This window comes from Pantoea allii (assembly GCF_002307475.1).
GTDB lineage: Bacteria > Pseudomonadota > Gammaproteobacteria > Enterobacterales > Enterobacteriaceae > Pantoea > Pantoea allii.
On the sequence record NZ_NTMH01000040.1, the window covers coordinates 436,545 to 455,470 of the forward strand.

Annotated in this window: 16 protein-coding genes and 1 pseudogene; 8 read left to right on the forward strand and 9 right to left on the reverse strand. The window is 48.3% G+C overall.

The genetic code is table 11. From position 1 onward, the window contains the following. Positions 1-12: 12 nt before the first annotated feature. The 7 genes from phoQ to rluE all read right to left on the reverse strand — a co-directional run bounded on the left by phoQ (position 13) and on the right by rluE (position 6,681). Positions 13-1,479 carry a two-component system sensor histidine kinase PhoQ gene (phoQ, locus tag CMR03_RS19215; protein ID WP_096012346.1) on the reverse strand — a complete coding sequence of 489 codons (1,467 nt, stop codon included), beginning with the start codon at positions 1,477-1,479 and terminating at the stop codon, positions 13-15. A gap of 2 nt (positions 1,480-1,481) precedes the next feature. Further along, a complete protein-coding gene (gene phoP, locus CMR03_RS19220; protein WP_063879103.1) occupies positions 1,482-2,150 on the reverse strand; it encodes a two-component system response regulator PhoP in 669 nt (222 codons plus the stop codon). Between the two features lie 107 nt (positions 2,151-2,257). Then, positions 2,258-3,628, reverse strand: coding sequence for an adenylosuccinate lyase (purB, locus tag CMR03_RS19225; RefSeq protein WP_096012347.1), 1,371 nt, complete (start codon positions 3,626-3,628; stop codon positions 2,258-2,260). Between the two features lie 43 nt (positions 3,629-3,671). Further along, positions 3,672-4,313: a high frequency lysogenization protein HflD gene (hflD, locus tag CMR03_RS19230; protein WP_096012348.1), complete on the reverse strand. Its 642-nt coding sequence runs from the start codon at positions 4,311-4,313 to the stop codon at positions 3,672-3,674. Positions 4,314-4,347: 34 nt separating this feature from the next. Next, positions 4,348-5,460: a tRNA 2-thiouridine(34) synthase MnmA gene (gene mnmA, locus CMR03_RS19235; RefSeq protein ID WP_096012349.1), complete on the reverse strand. Its 1,113-nt coding sequence runs from the start codon at positions 5,458-5,460 to the stop codon at positions 4,348-4,350. A gap of 39 nt (positions 5,461-5,499) precedes the next feature. Continuing rightward, positions 5,500-5,973: an NUDIX domain-containing protein gene (locus CMR03_RS19240; protein WP_063879107.1), complete on the reverse strand. Its 474-nt coding sequence runs from the start codon at positions 5,971-5,973 to the stop codon at positions 5,500-5,502. Positions 5,974-6,000: 27 nt separating this feature from the next. Continuing rightward, positions 6,001-6,681 carry a 23S rRNA pseudouridine(2457) synthase RluE gene (rluE, locus tag CMR03_RS19245; protein ID WP_096012350.1) on the reverse strand — a complete coding sequence of 227 codons (681 nt, stop codon included), beginning with the start codon at positions 6,679-6,681 and terminating at the stop codon, positions 6,001-6,003. Positions 6,682-6,791: 110 nt separating this feature from the next. Here rluE and icd point away from each other — a divergent pair, with 110 nt between their 5' ends. Then, complete coding sequence (icd, locus tag CMR03_RS19250; RefSeq protein WP_063879109.1) at positions 6,792-8,042, forward strand: NADP-dependent isocitrate dehydrogenase; 1,251 nt, start codon at positions 6,792-6,794, stop codon at positions 8,040-8,042. Between the two features lie 155 nt (positions 8,043-8,197). Here the strand turns inward: icd and CMR03_RS25650 are convergent. After that, positions 8,198-8,587: pseudogene (locus CMR03_RS25650) on the reverse strand (integrase core domain-containing protein); the annotation flags it as partial. 125 nt (positions 8,588-8,712) lie between these two features. Next, complete coding sequence (locus CMR03_RS19260) at positions 8,713-9,336, reverse strand: LysE family translocator (protein WP_063879110.1); 624 nt, start codon at positions 9,334-9,336, stop codon at positions 8,713-8,715. Positions 9,337-10,230: 894 nt separating this feature from the next. Here CMR03_RS19260 and CMR03_RS19265 point away from each other — a divergent pair. The 7 genes from CMR03_RS19265 to CMR03_RS19295 all read left to right on the forward strand — a co-directional run bounded on the left by CMR03_RS19265 (position 10,231) and on the right by CMR03_RS19295 (position 18,920). Next, positions 10,231-11,385: an iron-containing alcohol dehydrogenase family protein gene (locus tag CMR03_RS19265; RefSeq protein WP_096012351.1), complete on the forward strand. Its 1,155-nt coding sequence runs from the start codon at positions 10,231-10,233 to the stop codon at positions 11,383-11,385. Between the two features lie 2 nt (positions 11,386-11,387). Continuing rightward, a complete protein-coding gene (locus CMR03_RS19270; protein WP_158086996.1) occupies positions 11,388-12,401 on the forward strand; it encodes a zinc-dependent alcohol dehydrogenase in 1,014 nt (337 codons plus the stop codon). Further along, the gene (gene argC / locus CMR03_RS19275) at positions 12,398-13,465 is read left to right on the forward strand and encodes an N-acetyl-gamma-glutamyl-phosphate reductase (RefSeq protein ID WP_063879113.1); all 1,068 of its coding nucleotides are present in this window, start codon (positions 12,398-12,400) and stop codon (positions 13,463-13,465) included. The genes CMR03_RS19270 and argC overlap by 4 nt, the downstream gene beginning before the upstream one ends. Further along, a complete protein-coding gene (locus CMR03_RS19280) occupies positions 13,455-14,423 on the forward strand; it encodes an NAD(P)-dependent oxidoreductase (protein ID WP_063879114.1) in 969 nt (322 codons plus the stop codon). Before argC ends, CMR03_RS19280 begins: the two co-directional genes overlap by 11 nt. 31 nt (positions 14,424-14,454) lie before the next feature. After that, complete coding sequence (aepX, locus tag CMR03_RS19285; protein ID WP_063879115.1) at positions 14,455-15,306, forward strand: phosphoenolpyruvate mutase; 852 nt, start codon at positions 14,455-14,457, stop codon at positions 15,304-15,306. A 97-nt stretch (positions 15,307-15,403) separates the two neighbouring features. Further along, entirely contained in the window at positions 15,404-17,563 is a 2,160-nt protein-coding gene (locus CMR03_RS19290; protein WP_063879116.1) for an FAD/NAD(P)-binding protein, read from the forward strand. Positions 17,564-17,621: 58 nt separating this feature from the next. After that, positions 17,622-18,920, forward strand: a complete 1,299-nt coding sequence (locus CMR03_RS19295) for an aminotransferase family protein (protein WP_096012353.1) — start codon at positions 17,622-17,624, stop codon at positions 18,918-18,920. The last annotated feature ends 6 nt before the right edge of the window (positions 18,921-18,926 follow it).

Here is an 18,926-nt window from a genome sequence, read left to right on the forward strand (position 1 = left end):
CCACAGCCTGAACTACTCGCGGCGATGTTCCATTTCCTGACGCTCAAACACCACTTCCATGCGGGCACCGCCCAGCGGACTGCTGGAGGCGATAACCTTACCGGCGTACTGTTCGAGAATATCGCGCACCACCGCCAGCCCCAGCCCCTGACCGGGACGCAAGGTATCCGCTCGCTGCCCGCGCACAAAAATCATGTCGCGTTTGCTCTCAGGAATGCCCGGACCGTCATCATCAATATAAAGGTGCAAGGCGTGCTCGGTTTGATGGGCGCTGACTTCGATAAATTCCAGACAGTATTTGCAGGCGTTATCCAACACGTTACCCAGCACTTCCATAAAATCATTTTGGTCGCCAAAAAAGGTGGTTTCCGGCGAGATATCCAGGGTGATTTCCACGCCTTTGCGCTGATAAACCTTGTTCAGAGCCGAACACAGGCTGTCCAGCAAACCTGATACCGAATGCAGATCGCGCTGCAGGGGATTGTGATCGGCCTGCATGCTGGCACGGTGCAGGTAATATCCTACCTGCTGCGAAATGCGGCTGATCTGTTCCAGCATGATCGGCTCGGCCTTTTCCACCGTCAGCTCTTTACCCCCGCGCAGCGAACGCAGCGTACTCTGTAACACCGCCAGCGGGGTTTTCAGACTGTGGGTTAAGTCAGCCAGCGTCGTGCGGTAGCGGGTGTAACGCTGACGCTCATTGGTCAGCAACAGGTTAAGGTTGCGCACCAGCGAGCGTAACTCCTGCGGCGGATTATCGTCCAGGTTTTCACGCTGCCCGGTTTCCAGCTCGCGCACCTGAAGCGTTAAGTGCCCAATCGGACGCAAACTCCAGTGTGCCGCCAGCCAGAGTAACGGCACGATTAAAATCAGGTTAGCCGCCAGCACATAGCTGAACCATGACCAGACCACATCGGAATGCTGAAGCTCCTGCGGAATGGTATCGACCACCACAATGGTTAAGGCGGGCAGGTTTGTCGTGGCGTCATAACGGTTTACCGCCACCGAGTGGGTAAAGGTGTCCTGATCGTCGTCGTCATTATCCCAGGCATGAAGCTGCTGCTGCGCGCTAAGGTTATCGCCCATGGCGGCCCGGCTGGTACTGGTGCTGGTGTCTATCTCATAAAAATCGGGCTTTAACAGCCATTCGGGTTGGATCTTTTCACGAATTTCCGGCACATCGCGCTGTTGCCAGAGCAGCTTGCCATGTTCATCGTAAATAAACACCAGGGTGGGGAAATTGAGCATAGTGCGCTCAGGCTGGGCGATAGTGAGCTTATTATCTTTCCACTGTGCAAGGGTAAAAAATAAATTGCTCTCGCCGCGCATGACGCGATAGGTGGTTTTATCAAAACTTACCACGTAACCAATGACCGCAACCATGCCATAAGAAAGGGAGAGGATTAATACAATGGCTGCGGAGGCCAGTAAGAAGCGCGTCCGCAGCGAGACAGGGCGATAGCGTTTAAACCACGACATCATCAGAGATCAAAGCGGTAGCCCTGGCCGCGAACGGTAGCGATAACTTCATCAGAATGCAGCGCAAGAATTTTTTTACGCAGGCGTCCCATTAATACATCAATCGTGTGGCTTTCACGTAATTCTGCATCGGGATAAAGCTGCAGCATGAGGGAATCTTTACTCACGACTTTGCCCGCATTGCGAATTAATGTTTCGACAATCGTATATTCAAACGCGGTCAGCTTAACGGGATGGTCGTTAATGGTGAGTTCGCGACGGGATAAATCGACCTGAAAAGGGGCCATAGCAATAATCTGCGAGGCATGACCGCTGTTGCGGCGCATTAATGCCTGCAAACGAGCGGCGACTTCCTCAATATGAAAAGGCTTCGTCACATAATCATCTGCACCGGCTTCCAGCGCTTCCACTTTCGCCTGCCAGCCTTCACGCGCGGTCAACACCAGAATAGGCTGACGCACCGCGTCATTGCGCCAGCGGCGAATTAAAGACATGCCGTCTTCGTCGGGTAATCCCAGATCAACCAGCGCAATATCGGGCAGATGTTCCTGGAGGAAATAATCGGCTTCTTTGGCATCTTCAGCAGCATCAACCTGATGACCCATTTCTCGCAGTTGTACCGAAAGATGGTGGCGCAGCAGGGCATTATCTTCCACAACCAGAACACGCATAGGATTTCCTTTAGCATCAGATCGAAACGAATTTTAATAAGTATATGCGAAATGAACTAAACAGCAGGTTAACGCAGACCGGCGGGAACCGGTCTGCAAAGAGGATATTATTTCAGATCGTCAACCATCTGTATCGCGCGGCCAATATAATTTGCCGGGGTCATCTGTTTTAAGCGAATTTTTTCTTCTTCCGGTAGCGCCAGGCTGTCGATAAAGGCCTGCATACCGGCCGCATCAACGCGTTTGCCACGAGTCAGTTCTTTCAGCTTCTCATACGGTTTTTCAATACCGTAGCGGCGCATCACGGTTTGAATCGGCTCTGCCAGGACTTCCCAGTTGTGATCCAGTTCGTCGAGCAGGCGATCGCGGTTCACTTCCAGCTTAGAAATGCCTTTCAGGGTCGCCTGATAGGCGATCAGCGCATAACCGACGCCCACGCCAAGGTTACGCAGGACGGTAGAGTCGGTGAGATCGCGCTGCCAGCGTGAAACCGGCAGTTTGCTTGCCAGATGCTGCATCACTGCGTTTGCCAGGCCCAGATTGCCTTCTGAGTTTTCAAAATCAATCGGGTTAACTTTATGCGGCATGGTCGATGAACCAATTTCGCCCGCAATGGTTTTCTGTTTGAAGTGGTTGAGCGCCACATAACCCCAGATATCGCGATCGAAGTCGATCAGGATGGTGTTAAAGCGGGCGATACAGTCAAACAGCTCGGCAATATAATCGTGCGGCTCAATCTGGGTGGTATAAGGATTCCAGGTAATGCCCAGCGAGGTCACAAACTCTTCGCTCAGCTGATGCCAGTCCGCTTCCGGGTAAGCGGCGATGTGGGCGTTATAGTTACCGACGGCACCGTTGATTTTCCCTAACACGTCAATCTGCGACAGCTGGCGCAGTTGGCGTTCCATGCGGTAGGCCACGTTAGCCATCTCTTTACCCATGGTAGAGGGCGTTGCGGGCTGACCGTGGGTGCGTGACAGCAGAGGGATATCACGGTATTCCTGTGCCAGACCTTTTACTGCGGCGATCAACTGCTGCCAGTAGGGCAGGATGACATCGCGGCGCGCCGTTTCCAGCATTAAGGCGTGAGACAGGTTGTTAATGTCTTCAGAGGTACAGGCAAAGTGAATAAATTCAGACACCGCATGCAGTGCAGGCACGTCAGCGACTTTTTCTTTCAGGAAATATTCAACGGCTTTTACGTCATGGTTGGTGGTGCGCTCGATGGTTTTAATGCGCGCCGCATCCGTTTCGCTGAAACTGGCAACGATTCCGTCAAGGAAAGCGTTTGCGTCCGCATCAAATGCAGGAACTTCCTTGATCTCTGCGGTCGCAGCCAGTTTTTGTAACCAGCGAACTTCAACCTCAACGCGGAATTTCAGCAAACCAAATTCGCTGAAGATCGCGCGCAGCGGGCTGACTTTATCGCCGTAACGACCATCGACAGGTGAGACGGCGGTCAGAGAGGATAATTCCATCAGTGCAACTCCTGATTTATTTAACGGTGTTTGCCGCACGGACTCAGTAAGTCAGTGGCAGGCGGGATAATAGGGCTTTGGCTTCGCGCAGTAAGCGTTGGCGCGAAAACATCAGTTGCAGTCGGCCTCCGCCAACTTGCTGCCACAGTACGGCGGCACGAATACCGGCCAGCAGCGTGGCGCGAACTTTGCTTTGTAACAGGGAATTCTGCAGGACGGCCGGCGAGCCGGTGACCTGAATACGTGGGCCGAGCGGGCTGATGACATCGACATAAATGCCCGCCATCGCGCTCAGAATGGTGTCTGATTCCAGTTCGTAATGCGCCAGCTGGCGATCGAGTTGGCTGATGCGCTGGGCCAGCGTGGTCATGGCCTGCTTGTTGGCGTTGAGCTTACGCTCCAGCACCATCAGGCTCAACGTGTAACGGGTCAGCTCGGCGCTGGCACCTTTACGGTTGCTGCTGTTCAGCACCGCCATCAGGGTTTCAAGCCCAAGGCGCAGGTTGGCTTCATTGTTACCGAACACCGCCAGCGTGGATGCCGGATTAAGATCCAGTACACTGCGCAGGGAAACCGTCAGCGCTTCAGGCTGACAGTGCCCCTGATTCGCGAGCTGCTGAACCAGATGGGCAGCCTGGCAAATGCCCGCCAGCGCGAGGGTAATTTCCTGATAGTTTTTTGCCACGGTCACTCCAGTTTACGCGTTATTAGCGCCGGTATTATGCGGCAACCCAAGGCAAACGTTCTTCAATGATGCCGCCACCCAGGCAGACATCACCAAGGTAGAACACCGCAGACTGCCCCGGTGTTACCGCGGCAACCGGTTCGTCGAACCGCACTTCAATTTTGTCATCGCCCTGCGGAATAATCTCGCAGGGGATATCGGTCTGGCGGTAGCGGGTTTTAACCGTACAACGCAGCGGGGCGTTAACCGGCAGACGATCCACCCAGTGCAGCTGCTGAGCAATCAGGCCCACCGACATCAAACGCGGATGATCGCCGCCCTGCGCCACGATTAAGCGGTTACGCGCGACATCTTTATCAACCACGTACCAGGGATCGTCTTTGCTTTCTTTCATGCCGCCGATGCCCAGCCCTTTGCGCTGGCCCAACGTATGGTACATCAACCCCTGGTGCTCACCGACAATCTGGCCATCAACGGTTTCGATTTCACCCGGTTGAGCGGGCAGATAGCGTGCCAGGAATTCGCGGAATTTGCGTTCACCGATGAAACAAATGCCGGTAGAGTCTTTTTTCTTTGCCGTGATTAATTCCAGCTGTTCAGCAATGCGGCGCACTTCGGGTTTTTCCAGCTCGCCCACCGGAAACAGGCTTTGGGCAATTTGTTCATGACTGAGCGTGTAGAGGAAGTAGCTCTGGTCCTTGTTACCGTCCAGGCCGCGCAGCAAATGGCTACGTCCGTCGATATCCTGACGGCGGACATAGTGTCCGGTGGCAATAAAGTCTGCGCCGAGATCTTCTGCAGCAAACTCCAGAAACGCTTTGAATTTAATTTCTTTATTACACAGGATATCGGGGTTTGGCGTGCGACCCGCCTTGTACTCTTCAAGGAAGTGCTCAAAGACGTTATCCCAGTATTCTGCAGCAAAATTTACCTTGTGCAGTTTAATACCAAGTTTGTCGCACACGGCTTGTGCATCCGCCAGATCGTCAGCGGCGGTACAATACTCCTCGCCATCGTCTTCCTCCCAGTTCTTCATGAACAGGCCTTCTACCTGATAGCCCTGCTGTTGCAGTAACCAGGCGGAAACGGAAGAATCGACGCCGCCGGACATCCCGACGATCACTTTTTTCTGGCAGTTATCAGACATCACAAGCTCGCAAAACAATAAAACAGGCGGCGCATTCTATCACGCTGAAGTCGGGTGCGCACCTGCATGAAACGGCCAGTTGAACGGGCTGATCAGGTCTAACGGGTAGCGCACGCCCTGTTGCCATCTGCGCACGCTCTCTGCCACTAACGGCGAACGCAGGTTAGACGCCGTCAGTATCTGCTCTGGCGCCAGCCACCAGCAGCAATCAATGTCGCTGTCCTGCGGTGCGGTGGGCAGGGTGGTGTCCAGATCCAGACCAAACAGAAACCGCACAAAAGGCGTATTATCGGGGGCAATCCACTGGTTAATACCAATAAAATACTCCACAGCGGCCTCGATACCGGTCTCTTCATAGAGTTCACGCTGCGCGGCTTCCAGAAGGGTTTCGTCCGCTTCCAGATGACCTGCAGGTTGATTCCAGGTTGCCACGCCGTTCACCCGTTCTTCAACAACGAGCAGTTTACCCTGAGCCTGGACCAGACAGGCTACGGTGACATGCGGTTTAAACATCAATCCTCCGGAATTGTTAACTTGAAGTTATGGAAATGATAACAGTGCCTGGACTAAGGTGCTGATATCACGCCATTCGCCAGGGGCCAGATTATCCAGTACAAAGTCACCCATCGCATAGCGCACCAGGCGCAATGTCGGGAAGCCGATATGGGCGGTCATGCGTCTGACCTGACGGTTACGCCCTTCAAACAGGGTGATTTTCAGCCACTGCGTCGGTATCGCTTTGCGCTCACGAATGGGCGGCTGGCGTGCCCATAGCCAGTCAGGCTCCACTACTTTTTCAATGCCGGCTGGCAGCGTAAGGCCATCTTTCAGCGTAACCCCATCCCGCAGTGGCTGCAGATCCTGCTCTTCCGGCACGCCTTCGACCTGCACAAAATACACCTTGCCGGTGCGCTTGCCGGGCTGGGTCAGCGCGGCCTGCAAGGTGCCGTCGTTGGTCAGCACCATCAGTCCTTCGCTGTCGCGGTCAAGGCGACCCGCGGCATAAACCTCGCTGACATCAATAAAATCTTTTAACGTGCGGCGGCCGGCTTCGTCGGTGAACTGCGGCAACACATCAAAGGGTTTATTGAACAGGAGCACGCGCCGGACGGCAGGGGGGGATACAGCCTTGCGCTGTACGGGACGGGTTTGTCGGCTGAATCGTTTATTTGGTTGAGAAGTCTGAGTAGTTTTTCGCATACGCTTTGCAGTCTGAAACATTCAGCGCATTATAACGCGAAATTGCGGTGATTGGCGTAGCGTCAATATTCAAGTAGTATTGACGCGCATCTTACAAATCATTAACAAAAAATCGCTCGAAGGAGAGGTTAATGGAAAGCAAAGTAGTTGTTCCGGCGGAAGGTCAGAAAATCACCCTGAATCAAGGTAAACTGGATGTGCCAAATAACCCGGTTATCCCTTACATCGAAGGGGATGGTATCGGTGTTGATGTTTCACCAGTGATGCTGAAAGTGGTTGATGCCGCTGTGAAAAAAGCCTACAACGGCGAGCGTAAAATCTCCTGGATGGAGATTTATACCGGTGAGAAATCGGTTGAACTTTACGGTCAGGATGTCTGGCTGCCGCAAGAAACCCTCGATTTAATCAAAGAATACCGCGTAGCGATCAAAGGTCCACTGACAACGCCAGTAGGCGGCGGCATCCGTTCTCTGAACGTTGCGCTGCGTCAGGAACTTGATCTGTACGTTTGTCTGCGCCCGGTTCGTTACTACACCGGCACACCAAGCCCGGTTAAACGTCCTGAAGATACCGATATGGTGATCTTCCGCGAAAACTCCGAAGATATCTATGCAGGTATCGAGTGGAAAGCGGGCACGGCTGAAGCGGACAAAGTGATCAAATTCCTGCGCGAAGAAATGGGCGTGAAGAAAATTCGCTTCCCACAGAACTGCGGCATTGGCGTTAAGCCATGTTCGGAAGAGGGGACCAAGCGCCTGGTGCGTGCGGCAGTGGAATACACCATCACCAACGATCGTGATTCACTGACCCTGGTTCATAAAGGCAACATCATGAAGTTCACCGAAGGCTCATTCAAAGACTGGGGTTACCAGCTAGTGAAAGAAGAGTTCGGCGGCGAGCTGATCGACGGTGGCCCATGGATGAAGTTCAAAAATCCAAACACCGGTAAAGAGATCGTTGTTAAAGACGTGATCGCTGATGCCTTCCTGCAGCAAATCCTGCTGCGTCCGGCTGAATACGACGTTATTGCCTGTATGAACCTGAACGGTGACTACATTTCCGACGCCCTGGCGGCGCAGGTTGGCGGTATCGGTATTGCACCTGGCGCAAACATCGGTGACGAATGCGCGCTGTTCGAAGCGACCCACGGTACAGCACCTAAGTATGCCGGTCAGGATAAAGTGAACCCAGGTTCCGTAATCCTGTCAGCGGAAATGATGCTGCGTCATATGGAATGGTTCGAAGCCGCAGACCTGATTGTTAAAGGCATGGAAGGCGCAATCGCTGCCAAGACCGTGACCTATGACTTCGAACGTCTGATGGATGGCGCTAAACTGCTGAAATGTTCAGAGTTTGGTGACGCGATTATCGCGAATATGTAATTTAGTCTATGGACTGAATAAGAGCGGGAGCCTGTTGGTTCCCGTTTTTTTATGAGCGCTCTGGCGTTTATCAAAATTATTTATCAAAACTACGCTACCACCCTTGAACGTTAAGTCTTTTTTTGACTGAAATCCCGCAGGATTAACGACAACGGTCAGTTAGTAATACCTGTTCTCTTACTGTCACATTTCCCGCTTCGCCACTGTGCTGCAAACTCTGATGGCGTCTGATAAGTCAGTGCTGAATGTGGGCGACGCTCGTTATAATGCTGCCGCCAGTCGTTAATGATTTTCCTGGCATCAACAATATCGCTGAACCCGTGTTTATTCCATTCATCGCGACATTGTCCGTTAACGCTCTCAATTAGCCGTTCTGTGTTAGCTCGCCCGCTGAATCAGCCGAAGCTCCACGCCATACTCAAAAAACCACTGACCCATTGACCCACTGACCGGCAGATAAACTCCGGGCCATGGTGGGTTCTTATTGCAGCCGGATAGCCACGGAATAACGCAATACTGTCCAGAACAGGTGTGATGTGAACACCCTATATGGCTAAGGCGACAGTTATACACATGGCACGCCAGAAACGCTTATAAAATCACAGCACGTGACCTGACACGGGCCTTTACCATCAAGGTAAAGGCGCTTACGAACCGCAGCAAATCAACGCTATCCCTGCTGATTTAAAAAACGTTTCGCGAGGGTGAAGAGGGTGAAAACTATTAACAGTCCACCGCCTGAAATATTGACATATTTTTTAAGCCTCTGCGGATTTCTACCTTTAGCAGAAAATATCAAGATATGGCTGACGATGCAGAGCCACAGGCCCATCACCACCACGTGGAGGGATGCCAGAATCAGATAATTCCCCACACCGCCATGCTGGCCAGCAAATCTGGAAACGACTGTGAGATAGAAAACAATAGCTTTGGGATTCAGTAGGTTAACCATTAACGCCTCACCGACCGAAATGGAACGGGTCCTGCACAGAGTATTATCCCGCTGCGCGTTCACGCCACTTCTGATAAGCATCAGGCCTAACCAGAGTAAATAAACCGTGCCGGCCATTTCAAGCAGGTTATAAACGCCGGGTAAAGAAATAATGATGGCGGTAAGTCCGAGACCAATCAGGAGTGCATGAATATATATTCCCACAGCGGTACCGGCGAGCGTTCGCAGAAGACCGCTACGTCCACCAGCGAGTGCACTGCTCATGACAAGTGTGAAGCTTGCCCCAGGAGAAAGCGCGACGGGTAAGAGCGCTGGCACGAAGCCAATAACATCAATATCCATAAATTCAGCTTTGTCGTTAAAAGTAAAAATTTAAAAAAAAGGATATCATCAAAATATTTTATTACTATTCTTATGCTCTATTTTAGGAGAAAGAAAGTGCATTGAAGAGACAGGCGTTATAGCCATTTAAACAAATGGTGACGTATGTCACTTTTTAATCGAAAGAAAATGCCGCTGAGGCTATGGCAGCCAGTAAAATCATAAAGCATGGGGGGGTGTAGTATTTGTGTTTACTTAGGGAATATCTTTTGAACTGTGTTCTTGTAATCGATTTCAATAAAAAAGTGGAACTATAAGCCTGTCTATCCCTGATAAAAATTGAAACTTATGGGTAAAGTTATAGCTATGGTAAAAATCAGTTCAGAGAGGCAAAAAGGAATTTAGACGGTAAGGTGCAAGCCATCAAGCCAGTAATTGTAATAAAGTGTTAGTTTTAACTCTGTGCTGAAAAACAGATGGTGGCGCTATTTTATCCGGAAAAAGTTTTATTTAAATATATATTTTGTTGAAAAGTTTTCGTTTATGAATCATTTCATACACTTATTAATATAATTTAACATATCTGTATCTGAGTCCAGCATTAATCATAAGCATTTTCTTGGGATTAATCTTAAAAAAAGCCTCAAAATCACCTAAAAAAAGCAAAGCGGCTATTTATATTCATGTAATTCAATGTGTTATGAATTGATCATTCATTGATCACATAAGTGTTGCTTTAGTGTTTAAGTTAAATTATGTTTTTATGACACATTAAATGATAAGTTATGTTAACAATAACCAGATTGCAATTTATCCCTCTCAAGTTGTGCACATGTGGCGAATACTACCCGACATGAATCTGGTGGATATAAAGATCTCGATTTTAAAGGTTTTTCTTAAAAGGAGATATAACCTATGACTGGTGAAACAGTTTTTCCAGGTCTGGATAATTTCAGTTTTTCATTGCCTGTAAAAATACATTTTGAAAAGGGGGCGCTGAAAAAACTATCTGAATATCTTTTATCAGGCGGTAAAAGAAATGCTTTGCTGGTGATGAGCCAGTCAACAGCGGAACGTTCACCTGTACTTCAGCAACTGATTGCGGATAAATCTGGGCAGCTTAAATATGATCCGTGGGTTGTCCAAAGTGATTTTAAGGCCACAACGGATTCCTTACGTGAAATTCAGTCCCACCTTCGTAGAAAACAATATGATTCAATTGTTTCAGTTGGGGGAGGGAATATCATTGATTTTACAAAAGCTGCCGCTATCAGTATGGACGAATCCGTTGATTTAGATAATCTGTTCGCTAAAAGCTATGACAATATTCAGAGCAAGATTTTCCATGTTGCCGTTCCCACCACTTTCGGAACTGGTTCTGAAGTGACGAAGGGAGCCATCATTCTTGATACAGCGTCAAAGACTAAAGATGGTGTGCGTGGCGATTCTGTTTTCCCCGATGTTGCCCTGATTGATCCGGAGCTAGGCGTTACCATGCCGGATGCTGTGCTGCGCGAGACACTTTTTGACAGTTTTACGCATGTTTTCGAAGCACTCCACTCCGTTAAATCTAATCCTGTAACCGAGTCACTCGCCATACAGTCATTGCAACGTATTAACATTAATATTGACCGCTATGTAGCAGGAAAGCTGGACGAACACTTCTATACCGAAGCCTCATACAGCGCCTTACTGGGGGGGATTTGCATCTGCCACAACAGTACCTGTCTGCCTCACCGCTTTGAACAGGCATTGGCTCCGTTTTATTCATTCTCCCACGGGCGGGGTTTAGCCGCGATCTATCCCACATGGGTAAACTCGCTGATGGCTCACGGTAAAGTCTCTCCTCTTCTGACTCAGGTAAGCAATGGCCTGAATGCATCAGAATACCTGGCATCGATATTACGGAAAATCAAACTGGATAGTGCCGCTCAACAGCTCACATCCCTGAAGCTGTCCAGTAAGAATGTCATTAAGAACGTGACGGGAAATATCGCCAACGATCCGCTCGTTAACGAAGCCGGGAACGGCATTGTTAATGCGCTTCTGAACGAAATAACCGGGGAATGATCATGTTTTACTCACTGATGTGTCACGACAAACGCCACCAGACTTATGAACCTGAAGTCATCGCACCTGCCCCTGCGGACTTCATGCATATTGAAATCCTAAAAGCGACCATCTGTGGATCGGATTACATGGTGTTGAACCAGACGCACCCCTACAAACAGTACCCGGCAATTTTGGGTCATGAATTTATCGGGAAAATTTCTGATGACGCAGGTTCAGGTGATCTGAAGAAAGGGCAGTGGGTGACAGGGCTTTCGTATGGCTCCTGTGGTAACTGCATTTACTGCAAACGCGGGATGAATAATCACTGCCTGAAAAAAGTCACCTATAACACGGCCGGAAGCAGTGGCGCATTTACACATAGCATGACGGTTCATCACAGCTCTCTCGCGCCCTTACCGCCGGGCAGAACGGCAGATGATTATGAGTTTGTGTTATCTGAGCCTTTAAGCATTGTAGTGCATGCCCTTGATAATCTTGATATTTCTAATGATCCATGCCTGACAGTCATCGGAGCCGGATCAATGGGACTGCTCAGCGCTATCTTCTGCCGTGAAGTGAAAAATATTGAGAAAGTGGAGCTCATCGATAAGACACCCGACCGGTGTGCGTTTGCGCACTCGCTAGGTTTCTCCGCCAGAACGGACATGTCAGACATGACTCCCTCAGAGACTGATATTTTGGTGATCGCTGGTGGTGAAACCCTGAATGTTAATGACTACATCGGCTTACTCAGACCTGGTGCCCAAATAGTACTGATTTCCTATTTTGATACGCCCGTGGTGGTGGACATGAATATGATAGTCAGAAAAGAAATTACGCTTCAGGGTTCTTTTTTGAGTGACCAGAAAGATTTGGCGAAAGCAATACAGATTATTGAGCAATCAAAAATAAAAGATTCCCGACTCAAAGAAATGATAACCGATTTCATCACTTTCACTGAACTAAGTGACTTTATGCTGAATAAAACCAGCAAAGGTAAAGTGTTGATCGATAAACCTGGAGTATTATCATGAAATTAAATGCTTATGTTATTGGAGCAACGGGATGGACGGGCGCTGAGATTATTCGACTCCTGGCGCATCATCCTGAAATTGGTGAGATATATCCAGTTTCACGGGATGGCGGTGTCTCACTAGACAGTGTTCATCCCAATCTGCAGGGAATCAATAAGAAAACCTGGTCCCTGGATTCCCTTCCCGACAGCAGCCCGGACGTGGTATTTATTTCACTGCCATCAGGCAAGGCTCAGGAAGTGGCTGCACATTTTGCCAAGGGCGGAGCCCGCATAATTGATCTTGGTGCTGATTTTCGCTTCTGTTCTCCCGAAAATTTTGAAAAAATTTACGGCAAGCCACATAAAGCGCCTGAGCTTCAGAATAAGTTTCAGTATGGCTATCCAGAAGCATTTCGCGAAAACATTGCCAGGAGTCGTTACGTTGCTAACCCCGGCTGTTACGTTAACGCAGCGCTTTGTGCACTGATACCGCTGATTAAAAATAATGTTTTAAAAACAGATGGTATTTTTATAAGCGCAGTGAACGGAACCTCCGGTGCCGGGAGTAATGATAAAAAAGAATTGCTGCATTATAACATGACAAACAACATGCTTGCTTATTCCCTTAACGGGCACCGTCACACACAGGAAATTGAGCAACTCATCAAAGTAATAACTGGCAGAGAAGCAGAAATTTCATTAATGACTTCACATGGTAATTTTGCACGTGGCATTTTTATGTTAATCGCCGCAAAGCTTCAAGAGAATATTCCAGCAGACAGAGGAAGAATACTTGAAATTCTTAACGAATACTATGCTGACTATCCTTTCGTATCAATAACAGGACAGCATAAAGGTTCGGTTGGCATAGATAAAGATTACGGTATATATCCACAGCTCTCCAAGGTGATTGGATCTAATGCTTGCCATATTTCGGTAGACGTTGTGCCTGAAAGAAGGGAGCTGCGCATTGTAAGTGTCATTGACAACCTTGTAAAAGGTGCCGCCGGCACAGCCATTCAAAATATGAACATCATGATGGGCTTTGACGAAGAAACGGGGTTGAGTCGCTATGGAATCTAAAGAGAAAGTACTTATTGTTGATCCTGTGCATAAACATCTTCTTTCATTTCTGGAAGAAAACTACGATGTCACAGTAAAACATCCTGTTACGCAGGAAAAACTTATTTCGGTAATCGATCGGTATGACATGCTGGTATTGAGAAGTGGGGCAAAGGTTGATTCATTTTTGCTTGAAAAAGCAACGAATGTTCACACAATCATAAGAGCCGGAACTGGGACGGACAACATAGATCTGGAAAAAGTACATGAAAAAAATATCCACTTTTACAATACACCCAGCACAAATGCCAGAGCAGTAGCAGAGCTCAGCTTCGGCATGATGCACTGCCTGTATCGGCATATTTTACGTGCCGGAAACGAAATCCGTGACAATATCTGGGATAAGAAATCCCTTCTAGGTTATGAGCTTTCGAATAAAAAACTGGGCCTGGTTGGTTTTGGTAGCATTGGAAAAGAAATAGCCGATATTTCAGCTGGTTATCATATGAGTATACACTGCACGGTATCCGATTACTCTTCAGAGCGGGCAACAGAGCTGAGCAGCCGAAACATCACGTTGCACAGTGAATTAAACAGTCTGCTGGCGCATTGCGATATTATCGTGGTCTGCTGTCCTTATAATCAGCAAACCCGCAACCTGATTGACGCAAGAGAACTCTCACTCCTCGGCAAGCAGGCTGTTTTGATAAACGTTGCACGTGGCGGAGTGGTAAATGAATCAGCTTTATATAATGCGCTAAGTGAAAATACCTTTTTAGGCGCAGCCAGTGATGTATTTGAACACGAGAGAAAACCCTCCCCGCTTTTTACATTAAATAATTTTATTGGCACGCCACACATTGGCGCAATGTCCCATGAATCTCAGGAAAAAATTGCCGAGCTGATTATTGATTATCTTCAGCATCAGCAGAGCAGTAACATGATAAAAAAATCCCGCAGTCATGCATTAACAAACTGATTTTATTCAACAGTAACATGAGAGGTAATATATGAGTATTCAGAAACGTCTTGCCCGTGGAGAATATACACAGTTCATGGAAGCTCATAACGGGCTCAGCGCTAAAATCGTTGAACATGCCGGCTTTGAAGCTATATGGGCATCTGGATTGTCAATAAGCGCCGCTATGGGGTTATCAGACAGGAATGAAGCCTCGTGGTCTCAGGTCATTAATGCTCTTGAGCAGATGGCGGACAATACCAGCATACCCATTCTCGTCGACGGCGATTCTGGCTTTGGTAATTACCTGAACGTTATGCGGTTTGTAAAAAAACTCAAACAGATTAATATCAATGCTATGTGCATTGAAGATAAAATGTTCCCAAAAGTAAATTCTTTTATTGGTGAAAATCAGGCACTCGCGCCCGTGAGTGAGTTCTGCAATAAAATAAGAGCGGCGAAAGACACCGGCGGTGATGAGTTTACCGTAGTTGCGCGTATCGAAGCTTTAATCTCCGGACATCCAATGGAAGAAGCACTAGAACGTGCTGAAGCTTATAAAGATGCGGGAGCAGATGCCATTTTGATCCATTCAAAAAAATCGGATGCCGGAGAGGTATTTACTTTTTCTGAACGATGGGGCGGTAAATTACCACTCTTCGCAGTCCCGACTAAGTATTACAACACAGAATATCAGGAGTTTGTTAAACATGGAGTAACCAACCTTATCTGGGCAAATCATCTCATCCGTAGTTCAGTTCGTAGCATGAAAGAAACGGCTGACAGAATCTACAAAGAGAAATCCCTTATCAATGTTGAAAAAAATGTATCTTCTCTTGATGAATTGTTTTCACTAACCACTGAACGCTATATGGATGAACTGGAGGCTAAATATAATTCATAAAATTTAATTGCACTCTCTGTATCCTACATAATTTATTAACGTTGTATCTCATTATTAATCAGCTTAATGCTGAGGGTAATATATATTGGAGAAAACAATGATCAAAATAGCTATCGTGGGCGGCGGCCCAAATGGAATGTATTTTTTAAACGGTCTGCACAGTATTTTTAAAGAACTGAATGTGCGCGATAATGTATCCGTAACAATGTATGATCGTCATGGCTATTTCGGTTCAGGCTGGCCTCATTCTCCTGCTCAGGCTAAAACGAGTATGCTGAACAGGATTGTAGGTCAGCTTTCTTTTGCACCTGATAAAACCAATAATGCCAGCGATTCTTTTCCAAAAAGTACACGCATAACTTTCAGTGAATGGCTGGAGAAAAAGTATAAAGCTACGCACAGTGAACGATATAAGCTGAATGCTGATGACTTCCCGACTCGTGAACTTTATGGTGAGTCGCTTGTTGAGATCTGTGACGCGCTGGTCAATGAAGTCAGACAGGCTGGAGTCGGCGTATCGCTGATTAAAGATACTATTAAGCAGATCAGTAAATCTCAGGGTAAATACCAACTGATCGGGGAATTTTATTCTCAGCCAGCTGAATTTGATATCGTTCTTCTCGCGACAGGCCATCAGGAATCAAAAGATAATTTCTATCTGGCCGGAACACTCAAAAAATATACCGAGTACTATAATTTTGCTTACCCACTTTTTGACGTTCCTGACTGGCAGAAGAAAAGCATTGCTGTAATTGGGATGGGCCTGACAGCGATTGATACGCTGCTTTACTACACGGAAAACAAAGGAGGTACGTTCTTTCGCGATAAAGGGAAACTACGTTATCACGCGAGTGGAAATGAACCGAAGAAACTCTATGCGCTGAGCCGCTCCGGCTATTTTACCTACAGCCGCCCGCATAATGCCAAAGAGGTTGATCTCGCAAAATATGAGCATCAGGGATATTTTTTCACCCGTTCATTAATCGATCAGATGCGACAGAACCTCGGCACTCCGGCGCACCCGGACAGTTCGCCGGAAAATCATTCTCTGCAGCTTGATTTCGACGTACACGTATTCCCTCTTCTGATGCTAGAGCTCCAGCTTTGCTATTACCGCATTCTTTTTGGTCCCGAGGTGCTGAGTATCATGATTGCTGAGAGCCGCCCTCTTGTTGAGCAGTTCATTACCGGTAACCGGGCCGTAAATTCACAGAAAGAAAGTGCTCTTAACTGGCTGACGCAGGCTACTGACAGGCTTGCTCGTGAGGTCATTTTCCTTACCCGTCGTTTTCTTAATGAAGGGGCTACGTCATCTTTCCACGGGGTTCCGGTTGAAGCCATTGTGAAACGTTACGTTTATGTCATTAGCGCCCAGCAGCCAGGAAAAGAGCACGATCTGCAGCAATTTTCTCTGTCCGCACTCTCCGGGCCAAGCCCCTGGGAGCACAAGGCAGAGCCTGAGGCTCACCTGTTTAACTGGGATATGGTTGTCAACCCTATCCGGAATATGGATTTTGCACCGGGTACCGCCTGGCGCGAACGTTTGTTGGCATTCATGCACTGGGATCGCCGTCAATCTGAGCAGGGTAATCTGGACAACCCCTATAAGGGTGCCTGTGATGACGTGTTTCGCGACTTGCGGCAAACTGTTGTTTATGCAGTTGATTTTGGGGGTATTACACCCGCCTCCTATAACAACATGCTCAAGGATTTTTATGCCGTGCATAACCGGGCTGCTAACGGTAACTGCATAGCGCTGATGGAAAAGATGGAAGCGTTAATCGAAGCCGAGGTTGTGGATGTCACTTATGCGCAGTCAAATATTCAGGTTCATGACGAACAGGTTTGGTTACACAGCCTGAGCCAGGCCGGAGAATATACCCGTGTTGATGCCATGATTGATGCCAAATTACACAATTTTAGTGTCCGCAAAGCCAAAAACAGCCTTTTCCGCGATCTCATTGACGCCGGTATTGCCAGTTACTGGGTACATAAGGATACCCGTGGCGTTGAGTGTGCGGCTTCGGGATTTAATATCACTCGAAATTTCCAGTTTATTAACCGCGATGGTAAACGCGAGCGCTTTTTCTGCGTAGGACAGCCTTCAGAAGGGATCATGTTCTTTCAGAACGGTTCTATACGCCCCAATGTCAATCACCATGTTGCCAATGACCTGCTTGCATGCATGACTGCGGTCAAAAATGAGCTCAAGGGCCTTCTGCACAAGCAAGAGGAGGATGCCACTCTGACCCACTGACGCATTATCAACAGTGAAATTTACGGTTTTTCCTGACAATCTCATTAAGGCGGTTAATATGTATATGTATCCGTTTACCGGGTATCAGCCCGATGTTCCCAAGGTCACTCATGGCAAAGGCATATGGCTTTTTGATGAAAATGGCAAAGATTATATTGATTCTACATCCGGACCCATGACCGTGAATCTGGGTCACTGCCATCCTGATATTATCGAGGCCATGGAGGATCAACTTAAGCGACTTCACTTTGCCTACCGCTTTCATTTCCGCAGTCAGGAGGCGGAGTTACTGGCTACCAGGTTAGTTGAACTTTCTGATGATAACAAAGGCTATGCGTTTTTTATGAACAGCGGTTCTGAGGCTTCGGAAGCAGCGTACCGTATTGCCCTTGATTACTTCCGTAGCCGGGGTAATAACAAAAAGACGCTTGCGTTAGGACGAAGAATATCCAACCACGGCAATACCATACAGTCACTGACTTACGGCGACGATCGCGCCCGAAAAGTTAACCTGCTGAATAAGGTCATCGATCCTGCTATCAGCGACTTACGGCTACCACCTTATTATGACCTGCACAAGCCTGAAGGCATTTCATCCGATGAATGGTTAGACATTTGCCTGAATGAAACCTTTGAAACCATAGACAGAGTAGGCGCAGAACATATTGCATGCGTTTATGCAGAGCCTGTCACCGCGTCTTCGGGTGGGGTGCTGATCCCGCATCCTGACTATTTCCGAAAACTTAAAGCAGGCCTGGAGGCACGGGATATTCTGCTGATTGCAGATGAAATTGTCACCGGACTTGGCCGTACGGGCGAATGGTTCAGCATGAAAACATGGAAAACAGAATCTGATATAACCATTATTGGCAAAGGGCTGGGAGCAGGTTTCACCCCCATCTCAGGCGTCATGATTTCAAGGCAGATAGGGGATGCGCTGGCCTCCCTGTCTCCCCCCCATTTCGTCGGACATACCTATTCCGGAAACCCTTTATCGGCAGGCGTGGCACTTGCGGTGCTTGATACGCTGGAAAATAAAATCGGAATGGCGTCAGTCAGGTCCAGAGGGGCATATTTTGGCCGTTTGCTGCAGGAGATGGTTGGCAAGGAGGACGTGGTGGCTGAAATCCGAGGGCAGGGACTGCTCTGGGCTGTGGAGACAACGCTCAGCCGTCAGCGAGCAGAGGAGTTTGTGAAAGTCGGTCACCAGGAGGGCATTAATCTTTATCCGTGCCGGTCATCAGGTAAGGATGGAGAAGCACTGACCTTTCTGTTCACGCCGCCACTCATTATTTCTGAAAAAGAGATGGATGAACTGGTGGGGCGCTTCAGTCGTGTCATGAGTCGTCTGGTATGAGGAGAG

Excerpts from the sequence above, each read along its gene's own strand:
- phoQ (WP_096012346.1), bottom strand. The coding sequence starts at position 1,479 with ATGTCGTGGTTTAAACGCTATCGCCCTGTCTCGCTGCGGACGCGCTTC.
- phoP (WP_063879103.1), bottom strand. The coding sequence starts at position 2,150 with ATGCGTGTTCTGGTTGTGGAAGATAATGCCCTGCTGCGCCACCATCTT.
- purB (WP_096012347.1), bottom strand. The coding sequence starts at position 3,628 with ATGGAATTATCCTCTCTGACCGCCGTCTCACCTGTCGATGGTCGTTAC.
- mnmA (WP_096012349.1), bottom strand. The coding sequence starts at position 5,460 with ATGTCTGATAACTGCCAGAAAAAAGTGATCGTCGGGATGTCCGGCGGC.
- CMR03_RS19240 (WP_063879107.1), bottom strand. The coding sequence starts at position 5,973 with ATGTTTAAACCGCATGTCACCGTAGCCTGTCTGGTCCAGGCTCAGGGT.
- rluE (WP_096012350.1), bottom strand. The coding sequence starts at position 6,681 with ATGTTTCAGACTGCAAAGCGTATGCGAAAAACTACTCAGACTTCTCAA.
- icd (WP_063879109.1), top strand. The coding sequence starts at position 6,792 with ATGGAAAGCAAAGTAGTTGTTCCGGCGGAAGGTCAGAAAATCACCCTG.
- CMR03_RS19260 (WP_063879110.1), bottom strand. The coding sequence starts at position 9,336 with ATGGATATTGATGTTATTGGCTTCGTGCCAGCGCTCTTACCCGTCGCG.
- CMR03_RS19265 (WP_096012351.1), top strand. The coding sequence starts at position 10,231 with ATGACTGGTGAAACAGTTTTTCCAGGTCTGGATAATTTCAGTTTTTCA.
- CMR03_RS19270 (WP_158086996.1), top strand. The coding sequence starts at position 11,388 with ATGTTTTACTCACTGATGTGTCACGACAAACGCCACCAGACTTATGAA.
- argC (WP_063879113.1), top strand. The coding sequence starts at position 12,398 with ATGAAATTAAATGCTTATGTTATTGGAGCAACGGGATGGACGGGCGCT.
- CMR03_RS19280 (WP_063879114.1), top strand. The coding sequence starts at position 13,455 with ATGGAATCTAAAGAGAAAGTACTTATTGTTGATCCTGTGCATAAACAT.
- aepX (WP_063879115.1), top strand. The coding sequence starts at position 14,455 with ATGAGTATTCAGAAACGTCTTGCCCGTGGAGAATATACACAGTTCATG.
- CMR03_RS19290 (WP_063879116.1), top strand. The coding sequence starts at position 15,404 with ATGATCAAAATAGCTATCGTGGGCGGCGGCCCAAATGGAATGTATTTT.
- CMR03_RS19295 (WP_096012353.1), top strand. The coding sequence starts at position 17,622 with ATGTATATGTATCCGTTTACCGGGTATCAGCCCGATGTTCCCAAGGTC.